18 protein-coding genes are annotated in these 16136 nt (G+C 72.9%); 4 read left to right on the top strand and 14 right to left on the bottom strand.

Translation table 11 applies throughout. The features are described 5' to 3' along the window. Positions 1-7: 7 nt before the first annotated feature. Complete coding sequence (locus I8920_RS01490) at positions 8-673, top strand: hypothetical protein (RefSeq protein WP_198657445.1); 666 nt, start codon at positions 8-10, stop codon at positions 671-673. 13 nt (positions 674-686) lie between these two features. Here the strand turns inward: I8920_RS01490 and I8920_RS01485 are convergent, their stop codons facing one another. Further along, complete coding sequence (locus tag I8920_RS01485) at positions 687-1310, bottom strand: helix-turn-helix domain-containing protein (protein ID WP_198657444.1); 624 nt, start codon at positions 1308-1310, stop codon at positions 687-689. Between the two features lie 66 nt (positions 1311-1376). On the opposite strand from I8920_RS01485, the gene I8920_RS01480 reads away from it, so the two are divergent. Beyond that, positions 1377-2378 carry an NAD(P)/FAD-dependent oxidoreductase gene (locus tag I8920_RS01480; RefSeq protein ID WP_198657443.1) on the top strand — a complete coding sequence of 334 codons (1002 nt, stop codon included), beginning with the start codon at positions 1377-1379 and terminating at the stop codon, positions 2376-2378. Positions 2379-2438: 60 nt separating this feature from the next. Here the strand turns inward: I8920_RS01480 and I8920_RS01475 are convergent, their stop codons facing one another. The 10 genes from I8920_RS01475 to I8920_RS16265 all read right to left on the bottom strand — a co-directional run bounded on the left by I8920_RS01475 (position 2439) and on the right by I8920_RS16265 (position 11329). After that, positions 2439-3104, bottom strand: a complete 666-nt coding sequence (locus I8920_RS01475; protein WP_198657442.1) for a pentapeptide repeat-containing protein — start codon at positions 3102-3104, stop codon at positions 2439-2441. A gap of 66 nt (positions 3105-3170) precedes the next feature. Next, the gene (locus I8920_RS01470; protein ID WP_198657441.1) at positions 3171-3593 is read right to left on the bottom strand and encodes a DUF6314 family protein; all 423 of its coding nucleotides are present in this window, start codon (positions 3591-3593) and stop codon (positions 3171-3173) included. Continuing rightward, positions 3590-3997, bottom strand: coding sequence for a hypothetical protein (locus I8920_RS01465; protein WP_198657440.1), 408 nt, complete (start codon positions 3995-3997; stop codon positions 3590-3592). The genes I8920_RS01470 and I8920_RS01465 overlap by 4 nt, the downstream gene beginning before the upstream one ends. A gap of 38 nt (positions 3998-4035) precedes the next feature. After that, on the bottom strand, positions 4036-4392 hold the full coding sequence (locus tag I8920_RS01460; RefSeq protein ID WP_198657439.1) for an SHOCT domain-containing protein: 357 nt from the start codon (positions 4390-4392) through the stop codon (positions 4036-4038). 105 nt (positions 4393-4497) lie between these two features. Continuing rightward, complete coding sequence (locus I8920_RS01455; RefSeq protein WP_198657438.1) at positions 4498-5598, bottom strand: NAD-dependent epimerase/dehydratase family protein; 1101 nt, start codon at positions 5596-5598, stop codon at positions 4498-4500. Beyond that, positions 5598-6788, bottom strand: a complete 1191-nt coding sequence (locus I8920_RS01450) for a zinc-dependent alcohol dehydrogenase (protein WP_198657437.1) — start codon at positions 6786-6788, stop codon at positions 5598-5600. The genes I8920_RS01455 and I8920_RS01450 overlap by 1 nt, the downstream gene beginning before the upstream one ends. Before the next feature lie 199 nt (positions 6789-6987). After that, positions 6988-7593 (bottom strand): TetR/AcrR family transcriptional regulator, encoded by a 606-nt coding sequence (locus I8920_RS01445; RefSeq protein WP_198657436.1) that lies wholly within the window; start codon positions 7591-7593, stop codon positions 6988-6990. Then, complete coding sequence (locus I8920_RS01440) at positions 7583-9103, bottom strand: MFS transporter (RefSeq protein WP_232832781.1); 1521 nt, start codon at positions 9101-9103, stop codon at positions 7583-7585. Before I8920_RS01440 ends, I8920_RS01445 begins: the two co-directional genes overlap by 11 nt. Before the next feature lie 172 nt (positions 9104-9275). Next, on the bottom strand, positions 9276-9911 hold the full coding sequence (locus I8920_RS01435; RefSeq protein WP_198657434.1) for a DNA alkylation repair protein: 636 nt from the start codon (positions 9909-9911) through the stop codon (positions 9276-9278). Positions 9912-10132: 221 nt separating this feature from the next. Then, complete coding sequence (locus I8920_RS16265; protein WP_198657433.1) at positions 10133-11329, bottom strand: peptidoglycan DD-metalloendopeptidase family protein; 1197 nt, start codon at positions 11327-11329, stop codon at positions 10133-10135. A gap of 158 nt (positions 11330-11487) precedes the next feature. On the opposite strand from I8920_RS16265, the gene I8920_RS01425 reads away from it, so the two are divergent. Continuing rightward, on the top strand, positions 11488-13368 hold the full coding sequence (locus tag I8920_RS01425; RefSeq protein WP_442873570.1) for a gamma-glutamyltransferase family protein: 1881 nt from the start codon (positions 11488-11490) through the stop codon (positions 13366-13368). Positions 13369-13408: 40 nt separating this feature from the next. Here I8920_RS01425 and I8920_RS01420 read toward each other — a convergent pair whose 3' ends face one another. From I8920_RS01420 to I8920_RS01410, 3 genes are read right to left on the bottom strand one after another with little or no spacing between them, the layout of a single operon-like run. Next, positions 13409-13813 (bottom strand): VOC family protein, encoded by a 405-nt coding sequence (locus I8920_RS01420; protein ID WP_198657432.1) that lies wholly within the window; start codon positions 13811-13813, stop codon positions 13409-13411. A gap of 57 nt (positions 13814-13870) precedes the next feature. Beyond that, positions 13871-14914 carry an NAD(P)-dependent alcohol dehydrogenase gene (locus I8920_RS01415; RefSeq protein ID WP_198657431.1) on the bottom strand — a complete coding sequence of 348 codons (1044 nt, stop codon included), beginning with the start codon at positions 14912-14914 and terminating at the stop codon, positions 13871-13873. Between the two features lie 22 nt (positions 14915-14936). Then, positions 14937-15545 carry a DUF805 domain-containing protein gene (locus tag I8920_RS01410; RefSeq protein WP_198657430.1) on the bottom strand — a complete coding sequence of 203 codons (609 nt, stop codon included), beginning with the start codon at positions 15543-15545 and terminating at the stop codon, positions 14937-14939. Between the two features lie 122 nt (positions 15546-15667). On the opposite strand from I8920_RS01410, the gene I8920_RS01405 reads away from it, so the two are divergent. Continuing rightward, positions 15668-16108, top strand: coding sequence for an OsmC family protein (locus I8920_RS01405; protein ID WP_198657429.1), 441 nt, complete (start codon positions 15668-15670; stop codon positions 16106-16108). Positions 16109-16136: the final 28 nt, after the last annotated feature.

The raw sequence follows: 16136 nt of genomic DNA, 5'->3' as shown, positions 1-16136 counted from the left end.
GGGAACCATGCGCCACACGACGCGGACCGGCACCACCATCACGCTGACGACCCTGCTGGCGGCGGGGCTCGCCCTGACCGGGTGTGCGCAGGCCGGTCCGGCCGGCCCGGCGAGCGTCGGTCCGGGCCCGTCGACCGAGGCTGCGTCCGCGCCGAGCTCCACCGCGAGCAGCAGCCCGCGCCCGACGTCCACCGTCACCCAGGTCCCCGGGGTGGACTTCGACGCCGGCACCGTGCCCGACAGCTGCACCGACCTGATCACCCCCGGCAAGTGGGACGACGCCTTCGCGTCCGCTCCCCTCAACGACCCGTCCGTCGTCGGCGACCCGATCGCGATCCCGAAGAGCTCCTTCACGCCGGTGCTGCAGCCGGACGGCAAGCGGCTGTACTGCGTGTGGCGTGAGCCGCAGGCCGACATCTCGTACCTGTCCATCGCGGTCGACGTCGTCGACTCGGCCACCGCGAGCGCCGAGCTCGAGAAGCTCACGGCGCGGGGCTACGAGTGCGACAACGAGGCCGAGGGTCTGCGCTGCCAGAAGGTCTCGAAGAACTCGCAGTACCCCGTCACCGACGGTGACACGTACTTCACCCGGGGCGACATCGGGATCCACATCCACCAGTCGAACATCGAGACGTCCGGGCTGCTCGAGGACGTCATGACGCACGTGTTCTGACGCTCGAGCGCCCTCAGCGCACCGGCCGCGACCGTACGTGCGCCCGCTCGCCCTGCGGTCCGAACAGGCACAGCACCTCGGTGACGGCGTCGGTCACGTTGCCGACCCAGTGCGGCGTGTGGGTGTCGAACTCGACGACCTCACCCGGCCCGAGGTCGATGTCCTGCTCGCCGAGCAACAGCCGCAGGCGGCCGGACAGCACGTAGATCCACTCGTACCCCTCGTGCGTCTTGAGCGACGGTTCACCACCCGGCGTGTGCGGCGGGAAGAGCTGCTTGAAGGACCGCACGCCGCCGGTCCGTTCGGTCAGCGGCACGACCACGCGGCCACCGAGCACCTCCGGCTTCATGTGCACGCGTGGATCCCCGGTCCGCGGTGCGCCGACCAGGTCGTCGAGGGGCACCTGGTACGCGCGGGCGAGCGGGAGCAGCAGCTCCAGCGTCGGCTTGCGCTGTCCGGACTCCAGGCGCGACAGGGTGCTCACCGAGACGCCGGTCTGCTCGGACAGCGCGGCGAGCGTGACGTCGCGTCGGGCGCGCAGGGCGCGCAGTCGAGGGCCGACCCCGTCGACGACCTGCGCCGTCGTGCGCGGGGTGAGCCGTTCCTCCCGGCCACGATCGTGCGATGTGCTGCTCATGGCGCCATGTTGCCACCTCGGCAACGTTCGTTGCCAGTCGGCGACGGGAGCCCGCATGATCGGCGCATGTCTGATCACCACGACGTCATCGTCATCGGCGGCTCGGCCGCCGGCCTGTCCGCCGCCCTCATCCTCGGGCGCTCGCGCCGTTCGGTGCTGGTCGTCGATTCCGGTGAACCGCGCAACGCACCGGCGGCCGGTGCCCACAACTACCTCGGGCGCGAGGGCGTCGCGCCGGCCGAGCTGACCCGCATCGGTCGCGACGAGGTCGCCGCCTACGGCGTCCGGGTCACGGCCGGGAGGGTCGTGGCCGCGTCCGCCACGACCGGCGACGCCGCCGACCCGGTCGGGTTCTCGGTCACGCTGGACTCCGGCGCGGTCGTGACGGCCCGCCGACTGGTCGTCGCCTCCGGCGCCGTGGACGTCCTGCCGCAGGTCCCGGGGCTGGCCGAGCAGTGGGGACGCGGCGTCGTGCACTGCCCGTTCTGCCACGGGTGGGAGATCCGCGACCAGCGCATCGGGGTGCTCGTCACCACGCCGAACGGGGCACACCACGTGCTGATGTTCCGCGCGCTGAGCGACCGGGTGACCGCGTTCGTGACCGATCCGGCGCTGCTGGACGACACCGACCGCGCCGGTCTGGCCGCACGCGGTGTCCCCGTCGTCACCGACCCCGTCACCGCGGTGGTCTCGGAGGGCGACCGGCTCACCGGGGTCGCACTCGTCTCCGGTTCCTCGGTCGAGCTCGACGCCCTCGCCACGGCCAGCCGACCCGAGGCACGGGTGGACTTCCTGTCCGGCCTGGGCCTGACGGCGACCGAGCAGTTCATGGGCGACTTCTCGTACGCGACGGCACTGACCGTCGACGCCGTCGGGCAGACGCCGGTGCGCGGCGTGTACGCGGCCGGCAACGTGACGAACCCGATGGCGACGGTGGTCGCATCGGCGGCCGCGGGCTCCCAGACGGGCGCGGCCGTGCACGGCGACCTGGTGCAGGCCGACCTGGCAGCGGCACTGGCCGGGGCTGGCGTCGGCACCGGCGCGGGCGCGGGCGCTGTTTCGCGTTGAGCGACAGTTCGCGGGCCCCGGCGGGCGTGGAGTGTCGGTGAGCGCGGGACCCGGCGCCGGTCAGTCGACGCGGTAACCGGCCTGCGCGGCCAGCAGCGGCGCGAGCGTGTACAGCTGGTCGGCGCCGATCGTCGCCCCGCGGAAGCCCTCGAGCCGCTCGACCCGGTCCAGGTCCGCACCCCGCAGGTCCACGTGGTCGATGCGGGTGTTCGACCCCTCGGCGGCGCGGATGCTGCTGCCGTCGAACGACACCCGCAGCAGCTTCGCGTCGGCGATGTCGAGCTCGTCGATGACGCAGTCGCGGAACACCACGTCGGTGATCGTCGACCCGCGCAGGTTCACGAACCCGAACTTCATGCCGACGAACTCGACGCCGTTCAGCCCGGCGTCGTACAGCTCCGCCGAGCCGACCCGTCCGCCGGAGACCCGGACCTCGCGCCACGAGCTGCTCGACGCCCGGAGGATCGGGGCGTCGAGCACGTCGACGAGCGAGTCACGGACCCGCAGGCCCCGCAGGTCGGCGTCGTCGGCCCGGAGCGTGTCGATGACGCACTCCTCGATCTCCAGGTCGGGCAGCCGTCCACCGGCCAGGTCGAGGACGTCGATGCGCTTGCCCTCGATCCGGTCGCCGGTCAGGACGTCACCGGGAGCGGGGACCCAGTCCTGCAGGTCCGGGGGTTCGGTCAGGGTGATGCGCGGGGCGTCGGTGCCCGAGGAGCGTGCCATGCCCCCAGTCTGGCCGTGACCCCCGACGGACCGGCACCCGGGCGCACCGCGGGTCATCGGCGCTGGTCATCCCCGGGGTCGGGTGAGGACGCTGTCCAGTCGGTAGTCCTTCGCCGGCCCGAGCGCCTCCCACCGCACGGTCCAGCGGTGCTGGTCGCCGTCGAGGGCGCCGGTGTAGTCGTCGGGGGCGCAGGCGTGGGCGACACTCGTGCCCCACACCCAGTCGTGGAACACCCGACCGTCGGCGAAGTGCACGGTCCAGCTGTCGGACCCCGCGCTCGACCGCCGCACCAGCAGGGTCCGCGACACCGGCGTCGTGCGGCCGTCGAACGTCATGACGCCGGATTCGTCCCAGCGCACCTCGTCGGCCGTGACAGCGGCCAGCGTGGTGGCCCCGGTCACGACGCCCCAAGCCCCGGCACGGTGGTCGTGCACCGTGCGGTGGAGGTCCCACGCTCCGAGCAGGTCGGTCGGCAGCACCGCGATCACGCCTGACCGTAGTTCGACCACGGCAGACCGAGCGCCCACTGCACCGCGAGGCCGACCACGAGCAGGACGCCGGCCGTCCCCACGACGACGGCTAGTTTCCGGGCATCCGTCCAACCGGGGTGCAGCAGGGTGATCGCGCCCGCCAGCGCTGCGACCGACGCCGCTCCGTACAGCCAGGACGAACCGGAGGCGCGCCAACCGTCGTGCGCGAGCCAGTCCTGGACGCCCTGCACGGTCCGCTCCCACGCGTGCTCCGAGCGGGCGTGCCGCGAGACGACGGGCACCGGCCAGCCGATGACGGCGAGCGCACCGGTCACGGCGGAGACGACGCCGAGGACGCGCGGCAAGAAGCGCGGTCCGACGGCGGGTTCGACGTCGAAGTCCGGGATGCTCGTGCCTCCCACGCCACGACCCGCACTGCCCGGTCCCGGTCCCGGTCCCGTCATCGTCCGCGCAACGCCTCGGCCCGTGCCCTGCGGTGCTCCTCGTCGGAGATCACCCCGCGGGCGTGCAGGTCGTCGAGCTCGGCGAGCCGCTGTTCCAGGGGCGTGTCCGGCGCGAGCGTCCGGCTCTGCATCGCTCGGTGCGCCAGGTCCTCCTGCACGGTCAACGGGTTCTGCCCCCGGTCGGCCATGCGCTTGCCCCGGTAGAGCGTCACCAGGACGATCGTCAGGGTGGTCAGGAGCATCAGGGCGGCGACGACACCGAAGGCCACGCCGAACCACCCGCTGAACAGGTCGGACGCCTCCGACCCCTCCGGCCCCTCGATCTCACCGAACGCCAGTCCACCGAGCACCACGGCAGTCCCCTTCCCGCTCCGACGGACCCGCTCCGACGAATCCACGCCGCCGAACCCACTCTGACGAGCCGAGCGTAGCGCGAGGGGGACGGCTGCGGCCGTGCGTCAGCCGCGCAGCGGCCCCGATCCCGGCACGTTCGCACCGTCTGCGAACCCGGCCACCAGCGCACGCAGGGAGTCTTCGGAGGTGTGCCGGGCCTCCCAACCGAGCACGGACCGGGCACGGTCCGTCCGCATGATCGGGACGCCCGCCGCGATGTCGATCCAGCCGGCGTCCGTCGGCTGCAGGCGCAGCCGCCACGTCAGCGTCACGATCCCGCGCAGCAGCCGCAACGGGATGCGGACCGCGCCGAGCATGCCGAACGCCCTGGCCAGCCGGGGCGGGTTGAGCACCGGCGACGCCGCGATGTTGAAGGCGCCACCGGCACGTCGGTCGACCGTGCGCCAGAAGGCGTCGGCGACGTCGTCGGCGTGCACCGCCTGGAACACGAACGGCAGGGGCAGGGGCAGCACGAGCCACCGCACCCACCGGACGATCGACATGGGGACGAGGTGTCCGAGGAACAGCCCGCGGATCTCGGCGGCGGCCTCCCGCTGGAAGATGAGCCCGGGGCGCAGGCGGGTCACGACGACGTCGGGGTGCTCGGCCTCGAACCGGTCGAGCGCGGCCTCGTTCTCGGCCTTGTGGATCGAGTAGGTGGCGGTCGGGATGCCGTCGGCCGGCCAGCTCTCGTCGACCGGGGTCCGCTTGCCGTCGACGTCCACGCCGCGGTAGGCACCGACGGACGACGCGATGACGACCTGGGGCACGCCGGCCCGCGCCACCGCGTCGAGCACGTTCGCCGTGCCCGTGACGTTCGTCCGGCGCTGCGCGGGGATGTCGTGCGTCGGTTGCAGTGCCCACGCCAGGTGGATCACGGCGTCCGCGCCCTGGAACACCGCGGCGAGCTGCCCGACCGCGTCGGGCGCACCGATGTCGACGGCGTGCCACAGGGCGGCGGCGTACGGCTCGGCCCGCAGGTCGGGCAGCCGACGGGCGACGCCGACGATCTCGACCCCGCCGACGCCGGCCGCGACCGCCCCCTGTGCTCCGCCGCCGGCCGTGTCCGCCACGTGCTCACCGTCGCCGCCGGCGCGTGCGGTCGCGAGCCGACGGAGCACCGCCGTCCCGACGTTGCCGGTCGCGCCGACGACGACGACGCGCATCAGGCCGAGGCCATCGCGGGGTCGAGCACGACCTTGATGCAGCCGTCCTCCTTCTTCTGGAAGACGGAGTACATGTGCGGGGCGTCCTCCAGGGAGACCCGGTGCGTGGTCAGGTCGAGCGTGCCGAGCGGGTCCGAGGGGTCGGACACGAGCGGCATGAGGTCGTCGACCCAGCGACGGACGTTGCACTGTCCCTCGCGGATCGTGATCTGCTTGTCGAACAGCGTCATCATGGGCATCGGGTCGGCCATGCCGCCGTAGACACCGCTCAGCGAGACGGTGCCGCCACGGCGCACGAGGTCGATCGCCGCGTGCACGGCGGCCAGTCGGTCGACGCCGGCGGTCTCGATGGCCTTCTGCGCGAGCTTGTCGGGCAGCAGCCCGGCAGCGCGCTGGGCGAACCCGGCGACGGCGTTGCCGTGCGCCTCCATGCCGACCGCGTCGACGACGCCGTCGGGTCCGCGGCCGTCGGTCAGGTCGACGAGCTTCGACACCATGTCGTCGTCGAGGTCGAACACCTCGATGCCGTGCTTCGCGCCCAGGTCACGGCGGACCTGCTCGGGGTCGACGGCGAGCACCCGGTACCCGAGGTGCTTGCCGATGCGGGCGGCGAACTGCCCGACCGGGCCGAGACCGAGCACCGCGAGCGTGCCGCCCTCCGGCACCTCGGCGTACTGCACGGCCTGCCACGCGGTCGGGATGATGTCGCTCATGAACAGCCACTGGTCGTCCGCGCCGGTGTCCGGCACCTTGATGGGCCCGTAGTCGGCGTGCGGCACGCGGAGGTACTCGGCCTGGCCGCCGGGGACCTGGCCGTACATCTTCGTGTACCCGAAGAGCGAGGCGCCGGTGCCGTACTCCTTCACCTGGGTGGTCTCGCACTGCGACTGGAAACCGTGCTGGCACATCCAGCAGTGGCCGCAGGAGATGTTGAACGGCACGACGACGCGGTCGCCGACCTTCAGGTTCGTGACGGCGGACCCGACCTCTTCCACGATGCCCATCGGCTCGTGGCCGAGCACGTCACCGCGGTCGATGTACGGGCCGAGCACCCGGTACAGGTGCAGGTCGGAGCCGCAGATCGCCGTGGAGGTGATCCGCACGATCGCGTCGGTCGGCTCCTGGATGGTCGGGTCGGGGACGGTCTCGACGGACACCTTCTCGGTGCCCTGCCAGGTCAGTGCGCGCACGTCGCGTTCCTCTCGTGGTCGATTCGAGCCGGCCTGGAGGCACGACTCGCGTTCCCCTCCTCGGTACGCGCCCGTCCCGTGGACGCTCCCAGCCCCGGGCTCCCCTCGCGCGCGGATCCGCGCGCCCGCCGGGACGGAACGGCCCCCTGACGGGCGTGCGGCGCGGGACGGACGCGCACCGGGCCTCCCGGCCGTCGGGTCAGGCGGGTTCTGCCAGCGCGAGCAGCGCGTCCCGCGCCACCGCGAGTTCCCGCTCGTCCAGGTAGGGCGGCATGCCGGCCGCGGCAGCGAGCCCCTCGGCCGCGTGCCGGACCACGAGCGTGCGGTCCTCGGGCAGGCCGTCGCGGGCGAACAGCGTCCGCCAGTGCTCGGCGTCCTCGGCGACGACCGCAGCGATCCCGGGGACGCTCATCAGCCCGGTCCAGTGCGACGAGGGGGCGAACAGCTCCATCGCCTGTTCACTGCCGCCGCAGAGCGTCCGGACGTAGGCGCGCAGGACCTTGCCCGGACGGTTCTCGGCGAGGTCCACGTGGCGCAGGACCTCGTCGGTGAACGCGGCCAGTCCGTGCTCGACGACCGCGAGCAGGAGTTCGTCCTTCGACGGGAAGTGGTGCAGCAACCCGCTCTTCGAGACGCCGGCGTCCGACGCGATCTCGGCGACGCTCACGCGGGTACCCCGTTCGGCGAGCAGCCGGTGCGCCGACTCGAGCACCGCCTGCCGGGTGCGGTCCCGGTCACGGGAACCGTCGGTACCGGCGCGGACGACACCCGTGCTCGTGGTCCCCGTGGGGCGGTCAGAGGTCATGCGGTCCATCCTGCCGGTTCGGGATCACCCGGAGTGCGACGACGGCCGCGACGGCGAGCAGCACGGCGGCGCCGACCGAGGCGAGCTGCATGCCGCCGGTGAACGCGTCGCGGGCGTGCTCGAGCACGGGCGAGCCCGGCTGCAGCGCCTGCGTCGCCGACGCCAGCGACTCCCGCACCCGGTCGGTGATCCCGGCGCCCAGGCCTTCGCCCGACAGGTCCAGCGACGACCGGTAGAACGCGGTCTGCAGCGACCCGAGCACCGCGATGCCGAGCGCGACGCCGAGCTCGTAACCGGTCTCCGAGATCGCCGACGCGGCGCCTGCGCGTTCCCGTGGTGCCGCGGCGACAACCGCGTCGGTCGCCAGCGTCATCGACACCCCGACACCGATGCCCACCACGGCGAGCGCGATCGCGATCCCCCAGTACGTCGGCAGGCCCTCGGCGAACGCGAGTCCGGCCATGCCGACCGCGGCCACCGCGAGCCCGAGGCCGATGGACCGCCCCGGACCGACGTACCGGGTGAGCAGGCCGATCACGGCGATGACCGCGATGGACGCCAGGGCCGCCGGGAGCTCCGCCGCACCGGCCAGCAGCGGGGTGAACCCGCGCACCAGCTGCAGGTACTGCGAGAAGAAGAACAGCAGACCGCTCAGCGCGAAGACGGACAGCGAGTTCGCGATCACCGCGCCCGAGAACGCCGGGATCCGGAACAGCTGCAGGTCGATGAGCGGCGTGGTCAGGCGCGCCTGCCGTCGGACGAACCACCAGCCCGCACCGAGGCCGACCATCGCGGCGACCGGCACCGTCCAGTCGAACCCGTGCCCGGCGAGGTGCTTGACGGCGTACACCAGCGGCACGATCGCCAGCACCGAGAGCACGGCGGAGAGCAGGTCGATCGGAGTCCGGGCGCCGCCGCGCGACTCGGGCAGCAGGAACGCCCCGGCGACGACGATCACGGCGATGACCGGGATGTTGATGAGGAACACCGACCCCCACCAGAAGTGCTCGAGCAGTGCCCCGCCGACGAGCGGTCCGGCGGCGGCCCCACCGGTCGCGCCGGCCGACCAGACCGCGATGGCGGTGGTGCGCTGCCGGGGGTCGCGGAAGATGGTCCGCACCAGCGACAGCGTCGAGGGCATCAGGGTGGCACCCGCGATGCCGAGGAGCGCCCGCGCGGCGATGAGCAGCTCGGGGCTCGACGCGAACGCCGCGGCGGCCGATGCCAGCCCGAAGGCGACCGAGCCGATGAGCAGCAGCCGCTTGCGGCCGATCCGGTCGGCGACGTTGCCCATCGTGACGAGCAGCCCGGCGAGCGCGAAGGAGTAGACGTCGCCGATCCAGAGCACCTGGGTGGCGGTCGGGTCGAGGTCGGCGGTGAGCGACGGCACCGCCAGCGCCAGCACGGTGCCGTCGATCGCCAGGAGCACGACGGCCAGGGTGAGGACGCCGAGGGATGCCCACTCACGGACGGAGGCGCGGTGGGTCGGGGTGGTGCTGGTCTGGGTCACGATCCGACCGTAACCGACCATGTGGTCGGTTGGGCGGACTGCGCAGTCGGTTCCCAGCGCAGGGTCGCGAGATGGCGGTTGCGACCTCGGCGCGGCGTGTCGGCGTGTCGACGTGGCGGTGAAGGTGCGGTGCCGGTGCGCCGGTGTGCCGATGTGCCGATGTGCCGGACGGTCAGCCGCGCAGGCGGTCGCGGTCCGCCGGTGGCAGGTGCTCGGTCGCCGTCCGCCGGGCCGCCACGCTCAGGAACCGACCGTTCTTCTCGAGGAACGCCACGAGTGCCCCCTCGGACGCCCGCTTGCCGGTCTCGCGCAGGACCCACCCGAGGGCCGACTGCACCGTCTCGCCCCGTTCCCGCACCAGCCGGCCGGCGATGCCGAGCGGCACCTCGGCGTCGCCCTGCTTCGCGAACGCCAGCGTCGCCACGATCGCGATCCGCCGGACCATCGCCACGTCGGACTTCACGAGCGCGAACAACGGCCCGGTCGACCCGCCCACGAGCGGGGCGCCGACGAGTTCCTCGGCAGCCAGGTCGACGAGCACCGGGTCCGCGAAGCGCTCGGCCTTCGCCGCCGACAGGTACTCGTCGGTCAGCTCCGGGTCGGGGTGCGCCCGCATCGCCTGGACGAGCAGCAGGACGGCCACGAGCTTCGCGCCGTCGTCCTCGCTCCAGAGCAGCGCCGAGCGCTCCCCCTCGTCCAGGTCGGAGAACTGCCGTGCGACCCTGCGGGCCGCGGCGACGTCGCCGGTGGTGCGAGCGAACGCGGCCAGGACGGCTTCGGCGTCGGGCCCTGTCGGGGGGCCCGTCACGCGGTCTCCCCGTCGCTCGCCGCCGCCCGTGGTCCGCCGCGCTCCCTCATCCCGACAAGGCTAGCCGTGGCGTCGTGCCGCGCGCCCGCGCATGGTGCGGGATCGCCCGCACTCGGTGAGCAGGAATGGTCGGGTGCTCGACGGCGACCCGACCATTCCTGCTCACGAAGCGAACGTCGCGCACGCACCCGCACGCACGCACCCCGCGCGCCCACCCCGCGTCAGCGGAAGTGCATGTTCTTCAGCGGGTCGACCAGCGTGCCGTTCCGCCGCGTCTCCACGTGGATGTGCGGCCCGGTCGACTGCCCGGTGTTGCCGGACTTCGCGATCTCGGTGCCGAGCTTCACGATCTGCCCCTGCTTCACCTGAATCTTGCTCAGGTGCGCAATGAGCACCGCCGTCATCCCGTAGGTCACGACGACGTAGTTGCCGTAGGCGCCGTCGTTCGAGACGGTCCTGGTCACCGTCCCCGTGCCGGACCCGTACACCGGGGTCCCGACGGGCACCGGCGCGTCCGCACCCTGGTGGTAGCGCGGGACGTGCCCGGCGCCGCGGTCGTCGCCGTAGCGGCCGGTGATCTTCGTGCCGTTGACGGGCCAGGCCAGGCCGGTGACCGGACGGCTCGACCACACGCGGGTGTCCTTCGCGCCGTAGAGCACGACGTTGCCGTCGACCTGCACGAGCAGGTTGCCCGAACCGGCCGTGCTCGTGCGCGAGCTCCAGAGCGCCACCTTCTTGCGCGAGGCGTCGCGCGTCCAGATGACGAAGTTGCCCTTGGTCTGCAGCTCCGCCCAGGCGCCGCGGTGGCCACCGGTGCGCGACTGCCAGACGACCTTGCCGTTCTGCTTCTGCACGAGGTTGCCGTCGGTGCGCATGTTCAGCGTGCGCGACGAGCCCTCGTCCGAGCGCAGGACGGTGCCGCCCAGGATGGTGTTGCCCGAGGCGACACGGTCCTGGTACCCGGTCCAGCTCACGACGACGGTCTTGCCGGCCAGGAGCGCCATCGTGCCGTCGGCGCGGACCTTCAGCGCGGTCGAGTTCACCGACCCTGCCGAGGCCCAGCGGGCGATGCGCTTGCCGTTCTTGGTGATGTCGAGGGCACGGTTCTTGCCGACCACGGCGATCGCACCGGAGTTGCCGGCCGTGTTCGACGCCCACAGCACGCGGTTGCCGATGCCGTACTCCACCAGGTTGCCGTCGCCCTGCATGATGAGCTTGAACTGGCCGTTCGGCGACGTCACCTGGTCGCCGGGGACGAGCTTCGTGCCGGCCGGGGCCGAACCGACCCAGACGGCCGAGGCCGCGGCCGGCTCTGCGGTCGCGACGAGCGCCCCCGCCGCCAGGGCCAGTGCCGTGACGGCACCGGCGATGCGTGGGAGTCGGCGCGCGCGTGCGACGGTCGACGGAGTGGTGGTCATGGATCCCCTGCCCTGGAACCGACCGTGCGAGCGCACGGGCGTTCGGCGCTCGCCCTGTACGAGTCGCCGAACGATGTTCGCTTTTCTGCGCGGGGCGCACAACCCCTTGACAGGGGGGTGCCTGGTGCCGGCACGCCGCCCGGGGACAGGATGGGGCCATGCCGACGCCGAACCCCGCCTTCGTCCCGCCCGCACACCACACCTCGCGGCCCGACCTGCAGGGGACGTTCGGCATGGCGGCGTCCACGCACTGGATCGCCACGGCGACCGCGCAGTCGGTGCTCGAGCGCGGCGGCAACGCGTTCGACGCGGCCGTCGCCGGGGCCTTCGTGCTGCACGTGGTGGAGCCACACCTCAACGGCCCGGGAGGCGACCTGACGGCGGTCTTCGCGACGGCCTCGAACCCGTCGCCGACGGTGCTGGTCGGGCAGGGTCCGGCCCCCGCCGGCGCGACCCCCGAGCACTACCGCGCCGAGGGCCTCGACCTCGTCCCCGGCTCCGGCGCCCTCGCCGCGACCGTCCCGGGCGCGGTCGACGCCTGGCTGCTCCTGCTCCGCGACCACGGCACGTGGGAACTGGCCGACGTCCTCGCGCCCGCCGTCGGGTACGCCCGCGACGGTCATCCGGTCGCCCCCGCGGTGGTCCGGACGATCACCGCCGTGCAGGACCTGTTCCGGCTGCACTGGCCCACCTCCGCCACGCGGTGGCTGCCGGGAGGCACGGTGCCGGTCCCCGGGGACCTGGTGCGCAACGAGGCGCTCGCCTCCGTGCTGGACCGGCTGGTCGAGGCCGGTGGCGGTGCCGCCAGCCGGACCGCCCGCATCGACGCGGCCCGGTCCGAGTGGGCGGAGGGGTTCGTCGCCGAGGCGATCGACCGGTTCGTCCGAGAACCGCACCGGCACGCGTCCGGGACCGACCACGCGGGGGTCCTCCGGGCATCGGACCTGGCGGCGTTCCGCGCGTCGTACGAGCCGGCGACGACCGTCGAGTTCCGCGGCTGCACGATCGCCAAGACCGGGCCGTGGGGACAGGGGCCGGCACTGCTGCAGACCCTCCGGCTGCTCGAACCGTTCGACGACGCCCTGCTCGACCCGTCGACCGAGGTCGGGGCCCACACGATCGTCGAGGCGCAGAAGCTCGCCCTCGCCGACCGCGAGGCGTTCTACGGCGACGGCGCGGTCCCGATGGACGTGCTGCTCTCCGACACCTACGCCGACGAGCGCCGCACGCTGATCGGCGAGCGGGCGTCCGCGGACCTCCGCCCCGGAACGATCCCCGGGGTCGAGCACGCGATGCCGCCCGTCCGCACCGCGTACGACGCCGCCGGGTCGGTGGGCGTGGGTGAGCCGACCGTGCAGGTCACCCGTGCTGCCGGAGCCGACACCGAGGTCCCGCCGGCCGCCCCGGTCGAGGACCGCGGCGAGCCGTTCGTGGCCCCGGACGGGGAGACCCGCGGGGACACGTGCCACATCGACGTCGTCGACCGCTGGGGCAACATCGTCAGCGCGACACCGTCCGGCGGCTGGCTGCAGTCCTCACCGACGATCCCCGAACTCGGGTTCTGCCTCGGCACGCGCCTGCAGATGACGTGGCTCGAACCGGGCACGGCCTCGACACTGCGGCCCGGCGAGCGCCCCCGCACGACGCTAACCCCGACCCTGGTGCTCCGCGACGGGCAGCCGGTCGCTGCGCTCGGTTCTCCCGGCGGTGACCAGCAGGACCAGTGGCAGCTGCTGTTCCTGCTGCGCTGGATCGTGGGCGGGTACTCCCCGCAGCAGGCCGTCGACGCCCCGGCACTGCACACCACGTCGTTCCCGGGGTCGTTCTGGCCCCGCACGTGGGAGCCGGCGGGGCTCGTGGTCGAGGACCGGCTCGGCGACGCGGTGATCGCCGGTCTGGAGGCCCGTGGTCACGTCGTCACGCGCGCCGGCGACTGGTCACTGGGTCGCCTCTCCTGCGTCACCCGCGACCCGTCGACCGGCGTCCTCGGTGCCGCCGCGAACCCGCGGGGCGCGCAGGGCTACGCCGCGGGGCGCTGACGCCCGGGGCGGGGGCGCCGGGGGACGGTCGCGGTCGCCGTCAGGGCGTCGGTCCCGTTCCCGGCTTCATCCAGAACGGCGAGTAGTGGTACCCGTCGGGGTCGTCGAACTGGCGCTGGTACATGAACGGCAGGTCGTCGGTGTCCCCGACCCGGCCCCCGGCAGCGGCGGCTCGCTCCACCAGGTCGTCGACCGCCTCGCGGCTGTCCAGGTCGAACGAGACCGTCACCTTCGAGGGGGTGTCCGGGCCGCCGACGAGGTCCTCGGTCCCGCCGACGCTCGCGTACACCGCACGGCTGGCGAGCATGACGAACTGGCCGGGCGTGATCGCGAAGCACGACACGTCGTCGCCGGACATCGTGGTGTCCTTCGTCCAGCCGAGTGCGCTGTAGAAGGCGGTCGCGCGTTCGACGCTCTCGACCGGGCAGCTGATGAACAGGCTCATGCGGGCAAGGATCGCCCCGCCCGCGACACCCGTCAAGGGTGCGGCGGGCGCTGCCCGTCAGAGCGTCGGGACGACCACCGCGCGGCCCGAGAGCTCGCCCGCCTCGAGCTTCCGGTACGCCTCGAGCGCGTCGGACAGTGCGTACCGCTCGACGTCGGGGACGATCTGCCCCGCGCGGTACATCGCGACGACCTCGTGCAGGTCCTCGATGGTGCCCCAGTACGTGTTCGTGATCGTCGACTCGTACGGCGTCGAGAAGAAGTTCCACTCGGTGGTGCCGCCGGCGATCCCGACGACGGTGAAGCGGCCGCCGACCGCCATCGACGCCTGCGCGACCTTGATGGTGGGGGTGGCACCGACGAAGTCGAAGGCCGCGTCGACACCGCGTCCGCCGGTGATCTCGCGGATGCGCTCCGCCTGGTCCGGTCCGCCGGGGACGGTGATCGCCCCGCGGGCGGCGGCGCGGTCCATCGCGTCCTGCTTCATGTCCGTCGCGATGACCGTCGCGCCGGTGAGCGCGGTGAGGATCTGCACGGCGATCTGCCCGAGGCCGCCGAGCCCGACGACGAGCGCGAAGCGACCACCACCGGCCAGGTTCGGCAGGGAGTTCTTGATGGCGTGGTACGGCGTGAGGGCGGCGTCGCTGAGCGGTGCGGCGGCGATCGGGTCGGCGTCGCCGAGCGGCACCAGGTTCCGCGCGGGCACGGTCACGTACTCCGCCATGCCGCCGTCGCGCCCGAGGCCGATGCCCATGTAGGGGTTCGTCGCCGCGTTCTCGCAGTAGGTGTCCTGCCCCTTGGAGCAGTACGAGCAGTGCCCGCAACCCACCGGGCCGTACACCAGGTAGGCGTCCCCCACGGTGAACCCGGTGACCCCGTCGCCGACGGCCTCGACCCACCCGGAGTTCTCGTGGCCGAGCACGAACGCGGGCGCCTGTGCACCCGGCTGCCCCTGCTGGAACTCGCGGTACACGGCGACGTCGGAGTGGCACGCTCCGGCTCCGGCGACCTTCAGCAGGACCTCACCCGGCCCGGGTGTCGGCTTCGGGACGTCCGTCAGGGACGGGAAGGTCTGGTACTGCTCGAACACGACGGCGCGCATGGGGTTCTCCTTTGATCGCCCCTCACGCTACACCTGTTGTTGAGGGCAACGCCTGTTGCGCAGGCTCCTCCGAGCCTCGCCGCCCGGCGAACAGACCGCGGTCGAACCGCGCACCACCAGGACGCGACGACAGCGCCACCATGATCGTCACCACGAGCCACCCGATCGGCCCGGTGAAGACGAGGAGCAGGATCCACAGGCCGGTGTGGTCACGGTCGTGCAGTCGCCGCACGAGCAGCGACCAACGCGGGACCGCGGTGACGAGCAGCCCCACGACGACCACGACGTCGCGGGCCTCCGGCACCACCGAGCGGCCGCTGCCGTAGCCGAAGGACCATCCTCGGTCACCACCGAGCAGGTGCAGGGCGACCTGCGGCGAGGGCACGATGCCGAACGGGTCCGCGAAGAACTGCCAGCGCCCGGTTCCGTCCGTCGTCAGCCAGGCCAGGAGTGCGGTGGTCACGGCGAACTCGAGCGCGATGACCCACCAGAACTCCGAGCGGCTCGCCCGCCCGTGGAACCGCCACCCCTGCGTCCAGAACCGGAGCCAGGCGACCACCGGGTTCGTCACGTCCACCGGACCCTGCCGGAGCACGGACGCGCGGAAGCCGGTCGTGTTGCTGTCCCCCATGCGCCCGATCGTAGGGCAGACCTGCGTCTTCCCCGTGAGCCGGTTGCGAGAACGGTCGTTCTCCGATTGACTCGGCTGCGGCGGTCCCGCTCGGGGCCGCACCCCACACGAAAGGAGCGGGCATGCCCACTCGCACCGCACGCACCGCCTGGAACGGCGGTCTCAACGACGGTTCCGGTCAGGTCGAGCTCTCGAGCTCCAAGGTCGGCACGTACGACGTCTCGTTCCCGAAGCGCGCCGCTGACGAGGCCGGTGGCACCACGAGCCCCGAGGAGCTCATCGCCGCCGCGCACTCGGCCTGCTACGCCATGCAGTTCTCCGCCGTCCTCGGCGAGGCCGGCGGCACCGTCGAGGCCCTCGACGTCAAGGCAGACGTCTCGCTCGGCCCGGACCCGGCGGGCGGCTTCCAGCTCACCGGCATCGCCCTGACGGTCAGCGGCGAGGTCTCCGGCATCGACGAGGCCACCTTCCTCAAGGCCGCCGAGGACGCCAAGGCCACCTGCCCCGTCAGCAAGGCGCTCACCGGCGTCGAGATCACGCTGCACGCGACGCTCGAGCAGTAGACGCGGCGGCCAGCGTCACCACGTGACG

Origin of the sequence: Curtobacterium sp. YC1, assembly GCF_016267665.1 — a bacterium.
In the GTDB taxonomy this organism is placed as follows: domain Bacteria; phylum Actinomycetota; class Actinomycetes; order Actinomycetales; family Microbacteriaceae; genus Curtobacterium.
The sequence above is the reverse complement of the archived record's forward strand: the minus strand, read 5'-3'. Positions and strand labels throughout refer to the sequence as shown.